The organism is Synechococcus sp. PCC 6716, from assembly GCF_022570815.1.
In the GTDB taxonomy this organism is placed as follows: Bacteria; Cyanobacteriota; Cyanobacteriia; order Thermosynechococcales; family Thermosynechococcaceae; genus Thermosynechococcus; species Thermosynechococcus lividus.
The window spans coordinates 17,359-33,262 of the sequence record NZ_JAKLTU010000028.1 but is presented as its reverse complement, the minus strand read 5'-3'; the positions used below and the strand labels follow the sequence as shown (position 1 = coordinate 33,262).

16 protein-coding genes are annotated in these 15,904 nt (G+C 55.4%); 6 read left to right on the top strand and 10 right to left on the bottom strand.

The features are described from left to right. Window positions 1-312: 312 nt before the first annotated feature. The 4 genes from L5220_RS11240 to L5220_RS11225 form a co-directional block, all read right to left on the bottom strand. Window positions 313-1,209: an ROK family protein gene (locus tag L5220_RS11240; protein ID WP_499573631.1), complete on the bottom strand. Its 897-nt coding sequence runs from the start codon at window positions 1,207-1,209 to the stop codon at window positions 313-315. Next, window positions 1,206-2,582 carry an LCP family protein gene (locus L5220_RS11235; protein WP_499573630.1) on the bottom strand — a complete coding sequence of 459 codons (1,377 nt, stop codon included), beginning with the start codon at window positions 2,580-2,582 and terminating at the stop codon, window positions 1,206-1,208. The genes L5220_RS11240 and L5220_RS11235 overlap by 4 nt, the downstream gene beginning before the upstream one ends. Before the next feature lie 146 nt (window positions 2,583-2,728). After that, window positions 2,729-5,059, bottom strand: a complete 2,331-nt coding sequence (recJ, locus tag L5220_RS11230; RefSeq protein ID WP_499573628.1) for a single-stranded-DNA-specific exonuclease RecJ — start codon at window positions 5,057-5,059, stop codon at window positions 2,729-2,731. Next, entirely contained in the window at window positions 5,028-5,339 is a 312-nt protein-coding gene (locus tag L5220_RS11225; protein ID WP_499573627.1) for a helix-turn-helix domain-containing protein, read from the bottom strand. The genes recJ and L5220_RS11225 overlap by 32 nt, the downstream gene beginning before the upstream one ends. A 49-nt stretch (window positions 5,340-5,388) precedes the next feature. Between L5220_RS11225 and tnpA the strand changes: the two genes are divergently transcribed. After that, window positions 5,389-5,790: an IS200/IS605 family transposase gene (gene tnpA, locus L5220_RS11220; protein ID WP_448525595.1), complete on the top strand. Its 402-nt coding sequence runs from the start codon at window positions 5,389-5,391 to the stop codon at window positions 5,788-5,790. Window positions 5,791-5,859: 69 nt separating this feature from the next. Here the strand turns inward: tnpA and L5220_RS11215 are convergent, their stop codons facing one another. Continuing rightward, window positions 5,860-7,986: a lytic transglycosylase domain-containing protein gene (locus tag L5220_RS11215; RefSeq protein ID WP_499573625.1), complete on the bottom strand. Its 2,127-nt coding sequence runs from the start codon at window positions 7,984-7,986 to the stop codon at window positions 5,860-5,862. A gap of 268 nt (window positions 7,987-8,254) precedes the next feature. Between L5220_RS11215 and rpmB the strand changes: the two genes are divergently transcribed. After that, complete coding sequence (rpmB, locus tag L5220_RS11210) at window positions 8,255-8,491, top strand: 50S ribosomal protein L28 (RefSeq protein WP_499573623.1); 237 nt, start codon at window positions 8,255-8,257, stop codon at window positions 8,489-8,491. A gap of 12 nt (window positions 8,492-8,503) precedes the next feature. Then, window positions 8,504-9,145 (top strand): tRNA (guanosine(46)-N7)-methyltransferase TrmB, encoded by a 642-nt coding sequence (trmB, locus tag L5220_RS11205; RefSeq protein WP_448527841.1) that lies wholly within the window; start codon window positions 8,504-8,506, stop codon window positions 9,143-9,145. Here the strand turns inward: trmB and L5220_RS11200 are convergent. Then, window positions 9,142-9,921, bottom strand: coding sequence for a hypothetical protein (locus tag L5220_RS11200; protein WP_499573621.1), 780 nt, complete (start codon window positions 9,919-9,921; stop codon window positions 9,142-9,144). The genes trmB and L5220_RS11200 overlap by 4 nt on opposite strands. A gap of 99 nt (window positions 9,922-10,020) precedes the next feature. Here L5220_RS11200 and L5220_RS11195 point away from each other — a divergent pair, with 99 nt between their 5' ends. Both L5220_RS11195 and L5220_RS11190 read left to right on the top strand, forming a co-directional pair. Beyond that, on the top strand, window positions 10,021-10,248 hold the full coding sequence (locus L5220_RS11195; RefSeq protein WP_099798736.1) for a photosystem I reaction center subunit IV: 228 nt from the start codon (window positions 10,021-10,023) through the stop codon (window positions 10,246-10,248). A 30-nt stretch (window positions 10,249-10,278) separates the two neighbouring features. After that, the gene (locus L5220_RS11190) at window positions 10,279-11,133 is read left to right on the top strand and encodes a DNA-formamidopyrimidine glycosylase (protein ID WP_499573619.1); all 855 of its coding nucleotides are present in this window, start codon (window positions 10,279-10,281) and stop codon (window positions 11,131-11,133) included. Here the strand turns inward: L5220_RS11190 and L5220_RS11185 are convergent. Genes L5220_RS11185 through L5220_RS11175 form a run of 3 tightly spaced genes read right to left on the bottom strand, consistent with a single transcriptional unit; the run spans window position 11,103 to window position 14,410 of the window. Then, entirely contained in the window at window positions 11,103-12,377 is a 1,275-nt protein-coding gene (locus tag L5220_RS11185) for a sensor histidine kinase (protein ID WP_499573617.1), read from the bottom strand. The two genes, L5220_RS11190 and L5220_RS11185, sit on opposite strands and share 31 nt — an antisense overlap. A gap of 39 nt (window positions 12,378-12,416) precedes the next feature. After that, window positions 12,417-13,733, bottom strand: a complete 1,317-nt coding sequence (gene rimO / locus L5220_RS11180; RefSeq protein WP_499573615.1) for a 30S ribosomal protein S12 methylthiotransferase RimO — start codon at window positions 13,731-13,733, stop codon at window positions 12,417-12,419. Between the two features lie 20 nt (window positions 13,734-13,753). Further along, window positions 13,754-14,410, bottom strand: a complete 657-nt coding sequence (locus L5220_RS11175; RefSeq protein WP_448514214.1) for a Mo-dependent nitrogenase C-terminal domain-containing protein — start codon at window positions 14,408-14,410, stop codon at window positions 13,754-13,756. A gap of 120 nt (window positions 14,411-14,530) precedes the next feature. On the opposite strand from L5220_RS11175, the gene L5220_RS11170 reads away from it, so the two are divergent. Beyond that, window positions 14,531-15,178 carry a chorismate lyase gene (locus L5220_RS11170; RefSeq protein WP_157768333.1) on the top strand — a complete coding sequence of 216 codons (648 nt, stop codon included), beginning with the start codon at window positions 14,531-14,533 and terminating at the stop codon, window positions 15,176-15,178. On the opposite strand, the gene L5220_RS11165 is transcribed toward L5220_RS11170, so the two are convergent. After that, window positions 15,151-15,834, bottom strand: a complete 684-nt coding sequence (locus L5220_RS11165; RefSeq protein WP_448514215.1) for an N-acetylmannosamine-6-phosphate 2-epimerase — start codon at window positions 15,832-15,834, stop codon at window positions 15,151-15,153. The two genes, L5220_RS11170 and L5220_RS11165, sit on opposite strands and share 28 nt — an antisense overlap. Window positions 15,835-15,904: the final 70 nt, after the last annotated feature.

The window sequence follows — 15,904 nt, the reverse complement described above, 5'->3', positions numbered from 1 at the left end:
CCGATCTGATATTGAGCTTTGTGCTTACCTTTCTCATGATATTGCAGACTCCATTACAGTCTGCATTGATGAGCCATCCTTGAGCAGTTCGGTACAGCCCTCTAAGAATTCGTTTTCCTGATGCCTTCCACCCTTCAGGTTTTTCGCCGAACGTAGGCAAGAAGTCATTATCAAAAAACGAGGCTTGAACCGTTCTGTATCCCCGTCGTGAACGAGCGAGGTTTTATCCGGTTCCCGAACCCTCCGGTTTCTATAACTCACTACAGCCTAGCACACCCTCGGGCGCAGTGATGTTCCACTTCGGGTATCACATTACAACTGTTTCTTAACAAATTGCCATGCGAGCTTTGCGGCACCAACCATCCCCGCTTGATTACCTAGGGTAGCTCGTAGGCATTGTAGGTTACTCCGTGAGGTGGGCAGTACTCGCTCTTCTAATTCGGCGATCATGCTGGGAAAGAAMAAATCACTGCCTGCACTAATSCCACCGCCAATAATGACGGCTTCGGGGGTTAGCACATAGACTAAACTGGCAATTCCAGCGGCCAACTCACGGCCGTACTGTTGCCAGAAGGCGATCGCCTCGGTATCGCCTTGGCGGGCACGCTGATCTAGCTCGTGGGGTTCGCAACCGAGTCGGCGGCGAATGGCTTGTGCCGAAACGTGTTGCTCAAGAGAGCCACGATTGCCGCTATTACAGGGAGCACCGTTGTAGTCGAGGGTAATTAAACCTAGCTCACCCGCCGTACCGTCATGCCCCACAAATAGTTCACCATTGAGGATGATGGCACCCCCAACGCCTGTCCCTAAGGTGAGCAGAATTAAATTTTGAAACTGGCGGCCTGCCCCTAGCCATGCTTCGCCGAGGCCAGCGCAGTTGGCATCATTGCAAATAATCGTGGGCTTTGCGGTGAGGTGCTCGAGGGTGTCACTGACATGAACATCGTACCAGCCAAGGTTAATGGCACGCCGCGCCACCCGCCCGGCAGCATCCACAGGCCCTGGAACCCCCATTCCGATCGCGATCGCGCGATCATCTGGGTCTAATTCTTGAATCCCTTGGACAACGGCCTTGAGAACGGCCTCTGGATAGGGGGGCTGAGGGGTTGGCCATGTCACTGCATTGAGGCAGTCGCCCTTAGGATTAAAGCGCCCCATTTTGATGGCGGTGCCACCCAGATCAACCCCAATAACGTACGGTTCACTCACAGATCAGTTTGGGACACGTTAGGTTGAGCGCTTGGCGTGAGGCGATCGCGCGCATCGTTACCAAGCTGGATTGTTACATCTGATGCTAGCACGCCCGTACTTTCAACTCGTACTTCACCAAAGCCTAACAGCAGTTGCACGCGCCGTGCCGCCGCCAAGTCTCCCTGCTGGGCAATAATCCGGGTAATTTCAATGGGTTGGCTCAAGGCGTCGGCCACAAACTGATCCCGATACCCAGCCTCCCAAAGCTGGTGGCGCAATTGCTCTACTGCTGCCTCACTGAGACTAGTGTTTTGCAGAGCAATCCGCACATTTTCGGGATAGGTGATAGGGGTTTCGCGGGGGTCGGCGGTGGGTGTATCGCGAAAGTAAGTATCAGAGAGCCAAGCAATCCGGCGATAGTTCGGCAACCAGTAACTGATTTCCGACTCCCCCGTGCCATTGAAGTTGCCGGGCAACAACAGAAACTCAATGCGCGATCGCGGTAGCTGAGCCATAAACTGACTCAGACTCAGTAACTCCTCTACGCTCAGGTTAGTATCTAAATTCTCACGAATAATGCCGAGAATACTGGGAATTCGAGCAAGGGTTTCCGGGCGTGCCGATTGCTCCATTAGTGAGCGCAAAAACATCTGTTGGCGTTGAACACGGCCAATATCCCCTAGGGCATCGTAGCGAAAGCGCAAAAATTGCAGGGATTCATGGCCATTCAGGTGCTGGCGACCGGGTTTGAGATCAATGTAGAGTCGTTGGCTATCGTCGCGGTAGCGCATCGCTTGGGGCACATCAACGGTCACGCCGCCCAAGGCATCGATTAATCGCTCAATGCCCTGAACGTTAATGCGGAAATAGCGATCAATGGGCACCCCCCCCAGTAAATCGCTAACGGTTTCTGCCGCTAAGGCGGGGCCGCCCAAGGCATTGGCCTCATTAATTTTGGCATCCCCACGCCCACGAATAAATGTGAGGGTGTCGCGGGGAATTGAGAGTACCACCAGCCGTTGATTGAGGGGGTCAAACCGGACTAACAGTAACGAGTCCGATAGCCCCTCTACGGAGTTAACAAGGGCATGGTAGGTGCGATGAGGATTCGGTGGTTCCTCCAAATCAGACGTGAGTACCTTAGAGCCGATGAGCAGTAAATTGATGGGTTGGTTGAGGGTAGCGGCGGTGCGATCGCCCCGCTGGAAGACCCGCCATTCGCTCGCCGACAGCGATCGTTGCATCAGGGGGGTACTTTGACTCATCAGCCCCCAGACAGCACCAATGCTGGCGGAGAGAAAGCCGATCCCGATCCATAACACCAGTTGCCAGAAGAGGTGTCCCTCTTCCGGAGGCGCTGGTCGCCGCCGTGGCTGGAATCGAATAAACACACCTGCCTCACCGTATCAAATTCTCACAAATGTAGCATAGTGCTGTGAGCCAAAAAGTATTCGACCTTAGCTTAAATTAAGAGAAAAGCGGGAAATCTTTGTATTCCTTAACAGTTCGGGCAGCCCACCGCGCTATTGCATCGCCATCAGGATTGGCCAGTTGACTGGGTGGATTGATCTGCGCAGAGCCGAGCGAGATGAGTGGCCTGTAACCGATACCACCGTTGCAGTCGCCCAAGCTCTTCGGCAATGCTGAGCGTCGGGGCAAAGCCCTCACACGCATAGCCAAGGTGGCGTAACACAGCGACAAGGGTGCACGGGGCGATCCAATAGTCTTGACTGAGAGCCAACAGGTTGACTGTTGCAGTGTTGAGAATGGCGGTTTGGATGGCGGCTATGAGTTCAGGCTCTGGGAGGATCCGGGGAATGCGCGAACCGACATGGACAGTTTGGGGCTGGGCGATCGCCAGTAACCAACGCAGGTGGGTCCATGAGGGGGGTAACGACCAAAGGATCAACTGCTGGCAACGGCAGCGAGGGCGATCGTACTGAATTGTAGCGGTGGTGGTTTCTGGGGGAATGAGGGGGCGCTCATAGCCGTACATTAAAACAACCCCACTGAGGTGGGATAGCCAATTCTCCGATAACGGTTGCCAATGGGGGGGCTGGTGGGGGGGTGGTTCAGGACACTGCCACTCTAAGCCCGTAGCACCGCTTCGCTGCACGCCTTGTAGTTCTAGTTCTAAGTGTGTTTCGCCGTTCCACGTATTGGTGACAAGGGTATAGGCAATGTCGATGGGTGAGGGCAGGGGCAACACCTGTCCCCAGCGCCATGCTTTGGCCTTCATAGGTGGGCTATTGCCCTGCTGCAGGGTGAGCTTGAGGTGCTCTCCGTGCTTTCCCATCGTAGATTGGCTCACAACTGTGACGCGGCGACTGCAAAAAACTGGCTGCGGATTTTCACTGCCAAAGGGTTGTAGCCGTTCTACCTGCTCGTAAAATTCCCAGTTGAGTTGGCTAAAGTGGAGTTCAGCATCAATGGTGACTAAGGGGCGCAAATGCTCTTTCTTGAGGCAGGTCTTGGCAAAGGCACGTAGGCGATCGCGCCATTCATCGAGATGCTCGGCGAGTAACGTAAACCCACCAGCCGCTTTATGGCCGCCATACTTGAGTAGCAGGGATTTCGTGGCCTCTAGAGACGCAAATACGTTAAATTCGGGAATACTGCGCGCAGAACCACGAATGGTGGTCTGGGTTTCATAAGTGCCAATAAAAACCGGCACGCCATAGCGCTCCACTAAGCGGGAGGCTACAATGCCAATCACCCCATGATGCCAGTCGGGTTGAACAAGCACCAGCACCCACTCGGCGACCGGATCAACCCCCCTTGCTTCTAGGTGGGCGATCGCCTCGGCCTCAATGGCGGCGCATAATTCTTGACGGGTGCGATTTGTCTGTTCGCAGGTGGCCGCCAAGGTTGCCGCTGTAGCAGGATCGTCTGTCGTCAATAACTCAATGACAGTCTGTGGATCGCCAATACGACCAATGGCGTTAATGCGTGGCCCTAGGCGGAAGCCAACGGCACTGGGCTTCAGGGCGGTATTGGTTGCGGGCAAACTATTAGAGACCTCCATCAAGGCCTGTACCCCCACTAACGAGGAGGTGGGAATGGTCTGTAACCCCTGTTTTACCCAGCGACGATTGACACCCACTAGGGGGGCGAGATCGGCAATGGTTCCTAGCGTGCACAACTCCCGTAAGGGGCGCACCAGCCCGCACAGCTTCTCCAGCCGCTGTGCCAGCGATAGGGCAAGGATGTAGGCCATCCCCACCCCCGCCAAACTGTGGTAGGGGGAATCAGGATCCACGAGCTTGGGATTGAGGATGGCATGGGCGGGTGGCAGTTGAGCGGGAATATCGTGATGATCCGTCACAATTACAATCAGCCCAAGTTCGCGAGCTAGGGCAATGGGCTGTACCGCTGCAATGCCGTTATCCACTGTCAGAATAATCTTGACCCCCCGCTGGTGGCACTCACGAACGATGCGCTCATTAATGCCATAGCCTTCGTGCATTCGTGACGGAATAGTGTAGTCAATGGTTGCGCCGAGATGGCGCAATGCCCGCAGCAGTAGGGCGGTACTTGTCATCCCATCGGCATCATAATCGCCACAGATGGTGATGCTCTCCCCCCGGGCGATCGCCTGTCGCAGCAGTTCTACCGCTAAGTCTAAATCTGCAAAAACCGTACTGGGGGAGGGTAAATCAAGGGTTTCTGGCTCTAAAAAACCTTGCACGAGGGCAGGCGTGGTCAACCCGCGGCGAAGATAAATTTCCGCAAGGGGGCGATCGCACCCCAATGCATCCATCAAGGACTCACACAGAGTCGAATCAATTGGCGGCACATACCAGCGCTGAGGGGGGAGATTGACATCCTCCGCCGTCCTAAAGGACGAGGATTCCCAGTCTGCCAGCATTAGGCTGACTCCTGATGGGTAGGCAAACAAGCAACCGCCTCCAAAGCGGTCTTACACGGCTTAGCGTTTGCCCATTCGGATCGGCATCGTCCTGCCACCAAAATATTCTTGCTGGCGTTCTCATTGCGGTCGTGTTCAGCACCGCAGTTGATGCATAGCACCGACGTGACAGATACGTCAGCACGTCGTTCCACACAACGCGGCAGCAACCAAACCGCTTGGCTAAGTTGGACTGCTGCGCCGGAGTGGGGTAGATTCTAAGCTGGTATCGTGTTTTCACCACTTCTGATAGAATTGGTCTGTAACTATTATACTTGGTTCACTTGGGCATGGCAAGGCAGTTTAGGCGAGGAAGGCATAGCGTTACAGATCTGAAAGCGCATTTGGTCTGCGTGGCCAAGTATCGGGAACATGTCTTTTCGGTGGATGAGTTAGCGCTCATTGAGGGGGTTTTCCGGCATGTTGCCAAGCAGATGGACTTTGAAATCCTAGAAATCAACGGCAAATCTGATTACGTACATGCATTCATTGAGTACCCACCGAAGCTGTCTATATCGAAAATTGTGAACGCCTTAAAGGGTGTCTCTAGTAGGCGTTATGGGCAAGCTGGCTACAAGAAGCCTAACGGCAAAACCGCTCTATGGAGTCCCAGCTACGTTGCCGTATCGGTTGGCGGCGCCCCTATCACGGTTTTGATGGAGCACATCAGGAATCAAGAAAAGCTGTCCTGAAGGACGGGCTTGTACATTTTTTGGGGTCATAGGAGGGGGCACGGTCACCATACCAGCAGAACGCGAGCGTTAGTCACGGGGTGTGGTATAAAGCTGGAGATAGTTCCAGTAATTTTCTAAAACCCGTTTGACATAGCCATAGGTTTCGGGAAAGGGAATGGTTTCAATAAAGCGATCGCCATCACTGGCATCAAACCGCTGTAGCCAATCACTAACGTTACCTGGACCAGCATTATAGCTAGCTAAGGCGAGCAATGTATTTTGTTGGTATCGATTGTGGGTGTAGTCAAAATACCATGTCCCTAAACGGATATTGTCCTCTGGGTCTTCAAGGGAGAAATCGCTCAGGCTCAGCTGATCTGCAATCCAAGTCGCAGTGTCTGGCATCAGTTGCATTAACCCTGTTGCCCCCACAACGGAACGAATGTCGGGTTCAAAGCGCGACTCTTGGCGAATCAGCGCCATCACCAGCAGGGGGTTGAGATTACGAGCAGCAGACCACTTTTGAACAATGTCCCAGTAGGGCAATGGATACAGAGCATACCAAAAGCGAGGGTCACGCTGAATTGACTCGAAAAAGGTTGCGGTATCGGGTTCATTCCTCGCACGCACAAACAGGTTTTCAAGCATGAAGATGCCATCGAGATACTCACCCACCCCAAGACGGATCAGGCCATCGGTCAGTTGCTCAGCGGCAGTGGGGGTGACCCGATTTTGGAATTCCCATTGCCAGCGCTGCCATGCGTCCTGCGTTTGCCCCAGCAAGTAGAGTTCCTGAAGGGTTGGGCTGCCAGCGCTCAGGGGTAAGGGGTGAGCGCGATCGCGATCGATGCGGGGGTGTTGTTGCCGCAGCGTTGTAAAGGTACCGACGGGTTGCTGGAGTAAACTGGCGGCACGCCATCCATAGTAGGAATGGGGGTACCGACTTATGAGCGATCGCCACGCAGCGGTTTGGGCTTGGAGCCCGCCAGCCTCTCCTAACCATTTTCCCAGCCAGAAAGCGGCGCGCGGCGCTATTTCACTATTGGGGTTAAGCTTGAGGATTTCGCCAACCCAGCGTTGAGCTGTTTGCCACTGACGCTGTTGCGCTGCCGCCTCTGCTAACTGCCAGCGAAGTTCAGCAGCAGCGGTGCTACCCCCATAGGTTTGCAAGAGTTGTTGTTGAGTGCGCTGGGCAGCGGTCTCATTCCCCAGTYCCCGATAGGTGCGATACTGCTCTAGCAGCACATCCGCCGCAATCGCACTCGATTGGCTGTTAGTGGCCAGTTTCAACGCGATCGCCAGTAGCGGCAGGCGACCTGCTGGGGAGCTAGCCAGTCGGGCAAGGCGCAATTGCGCTAAAGCAGCTTCTTGAGTGTTGGGAAAGCGTTGAACAAGGTCTTGGTAGGCAGCGATCGCCCCTGAGGTATCGTTACTCAGTTGACGACCTCTGCCGACTCGATAACGGTTCAAGGGCGTTTGGGGCGCACGGTCATAGGCGGCGGCGGCAGGGGCATATTGCATCTTTTCCCAATAGCCAAAGGCGATCGCCTCCCAGTCAGCGGGGGTTAACTCCTGAGGGTAACGCTGCCGCAGAATCTCTAGATAGGTGCCATAGTCTTTAAGATACAGCCCATAACGAGCCACCAGCTTGAGGTAGGGGACGTGATCCGGGCTGTTTTGTAACTGGGTGTGGACATAGTTCACCACAGCGGGATGCTGCGGAAACTGGGCGATCGCCCGGTCGGGCTGCTGGAGGTTGAGCAACGCCACGGCGGCTTCCGGCTCCTTGCCATAGTCGCGGATCAGCTGCTGCCATGTCTGCGTTGCCTTGCGTCCTTGACCCGCTTGCCGATAGGCATCTGAGCGCAGCAGGAGAATCCGTGCCGCCATGGGTCGGTAGGTGGCCTCTAAATTCTCAAGCCACCGCAAACTTTCCTGTGGGGCGTTGTGTCGCAGCGCATCCACCGCCAGCAAGTAGCGGGCGCGATCGCGTTTAAGGGGATCCTTTGCCTGCGCCCATTCTTCTAGCTGAGCGCGGCGTTGGGGAGGGGCCTCTAGGGTCAGTGGATAGAGAGTCTCTAACGGCGGAGCAGACCAGTACTGCCGCGCAACGATCGCCCCCACCATCACTAGGACTGGTGCCAGTGCCAGCAAGAGCCAGTTGCGCCAGCGCCGAGATACCCCGGTAGGATGTTGTTTTGGCAAAAGCGTCACACTATCCCCAGTACTCGTGCCACAACGCGATAGCAACTCGGCAGGTTTGTGTTTAGTTTACCAAAGGTGAGCATAAAGCCCCCTGCCTTAGCTGTGGGATACGCTGAGCGAAGAATTAGAGAGGCTCAGCCCGCCGAATCTAGACTTCCGCGCCTTGAGGTGTAAGGAGCACACCAATGATTTACAGGCTGAAGCACGTTTCTATGCTAGAATGAAAGACTTGGTTATGTCTAACGACTAGCAATTGCCTTGCAAGGGACTTAAGATTATGAGCCGCGTTTGTCAACTCACCGGAAAAAAGGCCAATAACGCCTACGCCATTTCCCACTCCCATCGGCGGACAAAAAAGCTGCAAGAAGTGAACCTGCAATGGAAACGGGTGTGGTGGCCAGAGGGTAAGCGTTGGGTGCGGCTGCGCCTTTCGACAAAAGCCATTAAAACCCTTGAGCGTAAAGGCTTAGCAGCTTTTGCTAAGGAAGCGGGCTTGAATCTCAGTAAGCTTTAGACGCTCTAGAGTATGGGCGATCGCACCACTGTTGTGCGGTTACGACAGCACGTCAACCCCCTCAGTCGCAGGTTTCAGCAAGAGGTTGCGGTACCGGATTGGTCACGCATCTACGCCATCGCGTCCCAGCCATTACATCTAGATATTGGCTCAGCGCGTGGCACTTTTCTATTGCAGATGGCGGCTCTGCATCCTGAGCAAAATTTCCTTGGCCTAGAAATTCGCTATCCGTTGGTTGTGGCGGCGAATGAACGCCGCGATCGCCATGGCCTGTTGAACCTGCATTATCTATGGGGCAATGCAAATGCCCACCTAGGGAGACTACTCCAAGGCGTACCGCTGCAAACGGTGAGTATCCAATTTCCGGATCCATGGTTTAAGCGGCGGCACCACAAGCGGCGAGTGGTCACCCCCGATCTGGTGGCAACCCTTGCACAGCACCTCTGTCCCGGTGGCCGTGTCATTCTCCAGTCCGATGTCCTCGAGGTTGCCGTCGCCATGGTGCAGCAGTTTCGCGCCCATCCTGCCTTTGCCGCGTCACCACCCAATTGGCTGCCCCAAAGCCCATGGCCTGTGGCCACAGAACGGGAGCAGTACGTTTTGGCACAGGGGTTACCCATTTACCGTTGGCAAGGGGTGCTACTTCACTCTTAAAGAGCGTCATCCTCTAGCGCGCTTGGCAGGCACAAAAACTCCCGTAGGCAGTCCACAGTTTGCTGCTTATCGCGACGACCACTGCTATAGTAGTGCCGCAGGGGAATAGTTTCGCCAGATTTTAGCTGAAATACAATACGATACGTACTGTCGCTATCGGAGCTACGGCTAACCTCTAGGAAAACGTCTGTAATATCCCGTAGGCGATACTCCTGTGTCTGGTGCCCCCACAAATTCCGCCGCCGCAGTGTCCACGTTCCACTGGTGCGATCCATCTCGACATCAACCACTGCGGGTAACAGCACAAGCCCACCCCCAATGGGGAGTGTAATGGCTAAAATCAGCCAACCAATCCAGCGCTCATCCTGAGTGAGGTGCAGTTGGGGCTGGCTCGGATTCTCCAAAAATTGGTTGATGCGCTCTACCGTTCTCTGGCGATCGCCCCGATCGGAGGAGAAACTGCCAAAGGGAATGGTGCGGCTGCCAGTCAGCAGTTCCACGCGGTAGATTGAGTCGCCATCACTATCGGTATCTCGCTTTAAGTGGGCGCGGCGCAGGCTGGCAATGGGAATGCTCAGGCGTTGTTGATGCAGAGTGTAGGTATTGGTGAGCACACAGGTCAAGGGTTCTGTTTGGCGCTGGCACAGCAGTTCATGGTGGCCAAAGGCAACGGGAATTGCGCCGCTAGCAAGGAGAAACAAGCCACCAAGAAACCACAGCAGTCGTGGGCGATCGCGCAAACGCAGAGAATCGTCAGTGTGCTCAAGGATCTGCATTGCAGGTGTTCTGTGAAATTTTGTGGAGCGAGCGTAACAAGCTGTAGCGGTCATAGTAGTCTTAAGTCTAGCCGTTCAGAGATATTTAGGACATAACTCATGGTGCAACGTGGTTCTAAAGTCAGAATTCTCCGCCCCGAATCCTACTGGTACAACGAAATTGGCACCGTTGCCTCGGTCGATCAAAGTGGGATTAAGTATCCAGTGATTGTGCGGTTTGACAAGGTCAACTACACCGGTTTCAGTGGCAGTGCTAGCGGTGTCAACACCAATAACTTTGCCCTCAGCGAAGTGGAAGAAGTAAGTGCTCCCAAAAAAGGGAAGTAGTTGGCTCCCTAGAGCACGTTAGGTGCCCGTGTGCCGGAGTTACCGGAAGTAGAAACAGTGCGGCGTGGGCTAGAGGCGCTGACCCTCCATCAGCCACTTGTGGGAGGGGAGGTGTGTCTAGCTCGCTCGCTCGCTTACCCAGACAGCCCGAATGTTTTTAGGAATGACCTGAGGGGTCGCTACTTTGTGGGATGGCAACGGCGGGGCAAGTATTTGTTAGGCACATTCGACAACGGGGCAATACTGGTTGTCCACCTACGTATGAGTGGCCAGTTGTTGTGGCTGGCAGCCTCGCAGCCCCTGTGCTCCCATACCCGTATTCGCTGGTTCTTTCCTGAGGGGATGGAACTGCGCTTTGTGGATCAGCGTACCTTTGGGCGGTGTTGGCTGCTTCCCAACTTCGAGGCGATCGCCGCCCTGATTCCGACCCTTGCCACCCTTGGCCCAGAGCCGCTGAGCGAGGCCTTCAGTCCTGCATTTTTAGCCGACCAGTTGCATCGCTGCCGTCGCCCCCTCAAGAGTACCTTACTCGATCAACGCATTGTGGCCGGCATGGGGAATATCTATGCCGATGAAAGTCTTTTTTTGGCGGCGTTGCATCCGCTGACACCTAGCGATGCTCTCACCCCCAATCAAATGGAGCAGCTCCATCAGACGGTGCGCCACGTCCTAGAGGCAGGGATTGCTGCAGGCGGTACAACGCTGCGCACCTTTGTTAGCACCCTCGGGGTTAATGGGCGCTACGGAGGACAGGCATGGGTCTATGGCCGCAAAGGGCAGCCCTGCCGGGTGTGTGGCACCCCCATTGAGCAGTTGCGTATTGCTGGGCGCTCAAGTCACTATTGTCCGCAGTGTCAGCCACTGTCGCGGGCAATGGGTAAATAAAGGGTGAGAATCTCACCAGCGTGGCGATCGTGCCGTTGGGTGACTTTTGCACCAACCGCTTCAATCAAGAGCTTGGCCGCCTGGAAGTTGAGGCTCAGTTGGCCGGTTGCCGGATGCCAGAGTAAGAGTTGCCCAAGGGAGGCTAAATCACTGCGGTGTTTATACTGAGGCGATCGCAACTCGAGTTTGACGTGATGCCCCGCTGGCTGTACCACTAACTGAAGGGCGCTCTCAGCAGCAAGGGTTTGGCTGTAGTATTCCACCAACCCGGTGAGCACCTGATCCAGTGACTCCGGATCACTGAGCACCACTGGCAGGTTGGCAGGGCACTGGAGAGTTAAGCTCACTTGGCGGCGTGCGGCCTGCTTCTGCCAGCGCGGTAAATTGGTTGTCAACAACGTCTGAAGGCACGTGCGCCCCAAGGCCATGGGTGTTTTTGATGCGGGACTAGAGAGCATCTCCGCAGCTTGGGTGAGCAGATCAAAGCGGGTCATTTGCTCATGGATTTCTTGGCCAATTTTATGCAGGTACTGGTAAGTGCGCTGGGGCAAGTCCTGCTGGCGCTGGAGCAGTTGGATAAACGTATTGATGGTGGTTAGGGGAGTGCGCACTTCGTGGGCAAGGGCTTGGAGAATATTGACATCTGCAGCGTCTGGGGCGGTTGGCGCGGCGGTGGCTGGCGTGGGCACAGGCTGGCTATAGTCCAGCAGCCACTGACCAAACTGGCTCACCAGCCGATAGCTAGGGCAGCGAATACCAACCTCCTGCAACCACTCATCAATCGGTTCCAACCCTGAGAAGGGGTGCTCTTGCCGTAAATACTGCCAGAATGTATTGATTTCTTCCGGAGCGAAGAAAAATCGTAACCCCTGCTCTGGCTGATACACCAGCAGCACACTCACCTCAGCGCTCAACACTAGGCAAAAGGGACTAAGCCAGCCACTGGTACTTGGAATGATCGTCACTTGGGGAAGTTGCTGACGCTCTTGGGCGGGTAGGTACGCCAGCGATCGCCCCTGGGCCAGCACATAGGTCTTAAGCGCCGGATATTCAAGAATTAAACTGGGGGAAGACACCAAAAAACCGGTACTAGGGGCGCTATAGCGCAGTAGCTCCTCCAGCGCCCTGACCCCAGCATGCCACTGCCAAAAGCGATCCGTCTGCGGTGGATCGCGCAGCATATCACGGGTATAGGTGGCCGAGCGCGGACGAAGCATGGCAGGAACCCCAACTGCTTTGACCATAGCGGCTGTTGCGGGATTCGCCTAGGGGTAAAACCGTACTTAAAGGGCGATCCTGCCGTACAAGTCATAGACATCGGCGGCAGTAATTTCCACCGGCATGATAGCGCCGAGCTGAGCCGTCCCCTTCACGTAAACCACACCATCCACATCGGGGGCAAAGCGGGGCGAACGGCCAAGGAATTCCCCCGTTTGCGGGTTCTCTTGCTCCATGAGGACAGGAACCACCTTCCCTACTTCGGCAAGGTTTTTACGCTGGGCAATGGGCTGCTGTAGTTCCATCAGGCGATTGCGGCGGGTGGTTTTTACCGCCTCCGGCAGTTGATCGGGCAGGTGGTAGGCGGCAGTGCCTTCCTCCGCAGAGTAGGTAAACACCCCCACATGATCAAACTCATGACGCTGCACAAACTCGCAGAGGTGCTCAAAGTGAGCTTCAGTTTCCCCCGGAAACCCAACAATAAAGGTCGTCCGCAGGACAGCACCCGGCAGTTGGGCTTTGACCTGTTCAATGAGGCGATCGTTCACGCCTGCCTGCCAAGGGCGATTCATGGCGCGTAACACATCAGGGTGGGAGTGCTGCAAGGGCAAATCAAGGTAGGGCAACACATTGGCAGTGTCGCGGATGGCAGCCATCACCGCCTCGCTTAAACCAGTCGGATAGGCATAGTGGAGGCGAATCCACGGCACATCGACCTCCCCAAGGGCGCGGATCAGATCAGCCAGTTTTGGCTGGCCGTAGAGATCCAAGCCGTAGTTGGTGGTAATTTGTGAGACCAGAATAATTTCCTGCACCCCCTCAGCCGCCAGTTGGTGGGCTTCGGCAACAATGGATTCAATGGAGCGCGATCGCTGATCGCCCCGCAGGTGCGGAATAATACAAAAGGCGCAGCGGTAATCACAGCCTTCCGCAATCCGCAGGTAGGCCACTGGCTCTGGGGTTGTGCGATAGCGGGGCACCGTTTCATCGGCAATGTAGGTCGGCACGGCACTCACCCGCTGCACCCGCTCACCCGTTTCAGCCCGCTCAATGACCTCAACAATGTGTTGGTAGTCACCACTGCCAACAACCGCCACCGCTTCGGGAATCTCCGCCAATAATTCCCCCTGAAAGTGCTGCGCTAGGCAGCCGGTAATCACAATTTTTTTATTGGCCTCTGCGAGTTCGACAAGGGTGCGCACCGACTCTTGGCGGGCAGCTTGGATAAAACTACAGGTATTGACAATAACGTAATCGGCCTCGGTTTCATCGGTGCTTACTCCGTAGCCTGCTGCTGCCAACAACCCAATCATATGTTCAGTGTCAACACGATTTTTGTCGCAGCCAAGATGGGCGATCGCAATTTTGGGTTTATTGGGCATAGAGAGTAGCAGGATGCATGTTAACAGTAGGGGGTAATGTCCTCACCGCACTCATCGGCTAAGTACGTCAGCGATCGGAAGCGTAACCCCACTAACTGATCATAAAGGGGATTGAGTTTACAGAGGGGGGGAATGTGAACAATTTTGCGCCCAAAGAGGGTGATGTCGCGCTCAAAGGGGCATTGGGGGGGAATTAAACGGCAGAGAAACCGCGCCACCTTGGCATCTTTTACTTCGAGGTCGTCTAACCAGTTGCGCACTGGATCTAGCAGCCGCAGGGTGTGCTCACCGGCGTCGTGCCGCCCGTCAAGGGTATGTTTTAGCGATTCCAAAGCGTCAATTTCTAGCCCCAGGGCACGGCAGAAGCGTTGTAGTTCAGCATCTTCGGATTGGGAGTAAATGCCGTTGGCCAGCCCCACCATAACCGCTGTGCGCAAGAAGTTTTCAGCCAAGGGGCGATCGCCCCCAAAGGCAGCAACTAATTCGGCATCCGTGACGGGGGAAAAATGATCAATGTCAATGTCAGGGGCAATTTCGTCTTGGATGAGGCTGGCAATGAGCTTCTGCTCCTCGGGGTCAAAGTGGCCGTCAGCACAGGCAACACTCAACAGTCCTTTAATCCATGTGCCAGTTTGCTCAGGGGTTAACTCCGCTGTCGTATCTGTTGTCGTTGTCATCCTACTTGCCTAGTGGGTTGAATACTCCTGCCTCATTATTGACTGTACCCCATAGCACCCTAGCGTCCGTAAAATCCTTGCTACAATTAACGAAGTTTTGTTAAGCAACCTGTACTCTCCTTGACTGCTTCGCTGTTGCCCTCAACCACTTCATCCTCGTGGCACGCCCTTGAGCCGCTATGGCAGGGAGACTTTGCAACGATCCAGCAGGGGCTGCCCCACGATCTGCTTGCCCCAGCATGGCAAATTCTCATCTTAGGAGATGGCTCCCCCACGCGGCACCTACAACTGTTGACCCGCGAAGCAACGGAAGTGGATGTGATTGATATGTCGGCCATTGGGCATGAACATGATGCTGCGCCACCCCAACTGCAACTGATTCCGGGGCCACGCCTGCGCCGTCAGGTGTGGTTGCGCACGGCCTCGGGTCAGCGCCTTGCCTACGCAGCCTCCTGGTGGGAAGCCGCCCATGTGGATGAGTACTTGCAAAACCGCGCTATGCCCATTTGGACGAACCTTGCCCAGCGCAAAGTAGAACTTTATCGCGATATTCAAGCCGTTTATTTCGGCCACTGCGATACCCTTGCTGCTGCGTTTGGCGAAGCAGGGCCGTTTTGGGGTCGCCACTATCTGTTTTGGCACGATCGCCGCCCCCTAACCCTTATTTACGAAGTGTTTTCCCCCTATCTCTGTCGCTACCTTGGCCCGATGGGGAGTACCCTCGATAGCTTGCAAGCGCCTTACTCTGACCTCAACGCCTGCCGATAGACCTCTACCTGACGGTCAATCCCCGTAATAGCAGTACCAACAACCACTGCATGGGCACCGAGGGCTAGTGCCTTAGCGGCCATGGCTGGACTGGCAATGCCCCCCTCGCAGAGGATAGGTACGCTCAAGGTTTGCACCAGCGCCGTCAATAGCTCCCAACTCGGAGGTGTCTCTGCCGCCGTTGCCTCTGTATAGCCAAATAGGGTGGTGGCGACCCAATCAGCGCCCGCACTCACAGCTGCTGCGGCACTGGCAACCGAGTCAATATCCGCCATGACGAGCTTGCCCAGTTCAGTGTGAATCCGTTCAATCAAGGGGGCTAAGGGTTCCGGGCGGCTGCGCTCCGTCGCATCTAGGGCAATGACATCTGCCCCCGCTGCGGCAACGGCCATCGCATCGGCAAAGCGAGGGGTAATGTACACCGGAGTTTCAGGCAATACCTGCTTCCATAGGCCAATAATCGGCACGTTCACCCCTTGGCGAACTGCACGGATATGTTCCGGCGTGTTGATCCGCACCGCTACTGCGCCTCGCAGAACCGCCGCTTGAGCCATGGCCTTAATGATCTCCGGTGCGGCTAAGGGGGAGTCTGGAGGGGCTTGGCAGGACACAATCAGACCACCACGCACCGCCTCAGTGATTGTTTGCTGCAGCACTGTCCCTCCCTGCACCGTTGTAGTGCCTCTACCCAACCCACTGTACCCCACCGCGACCATAGGTCTTTCT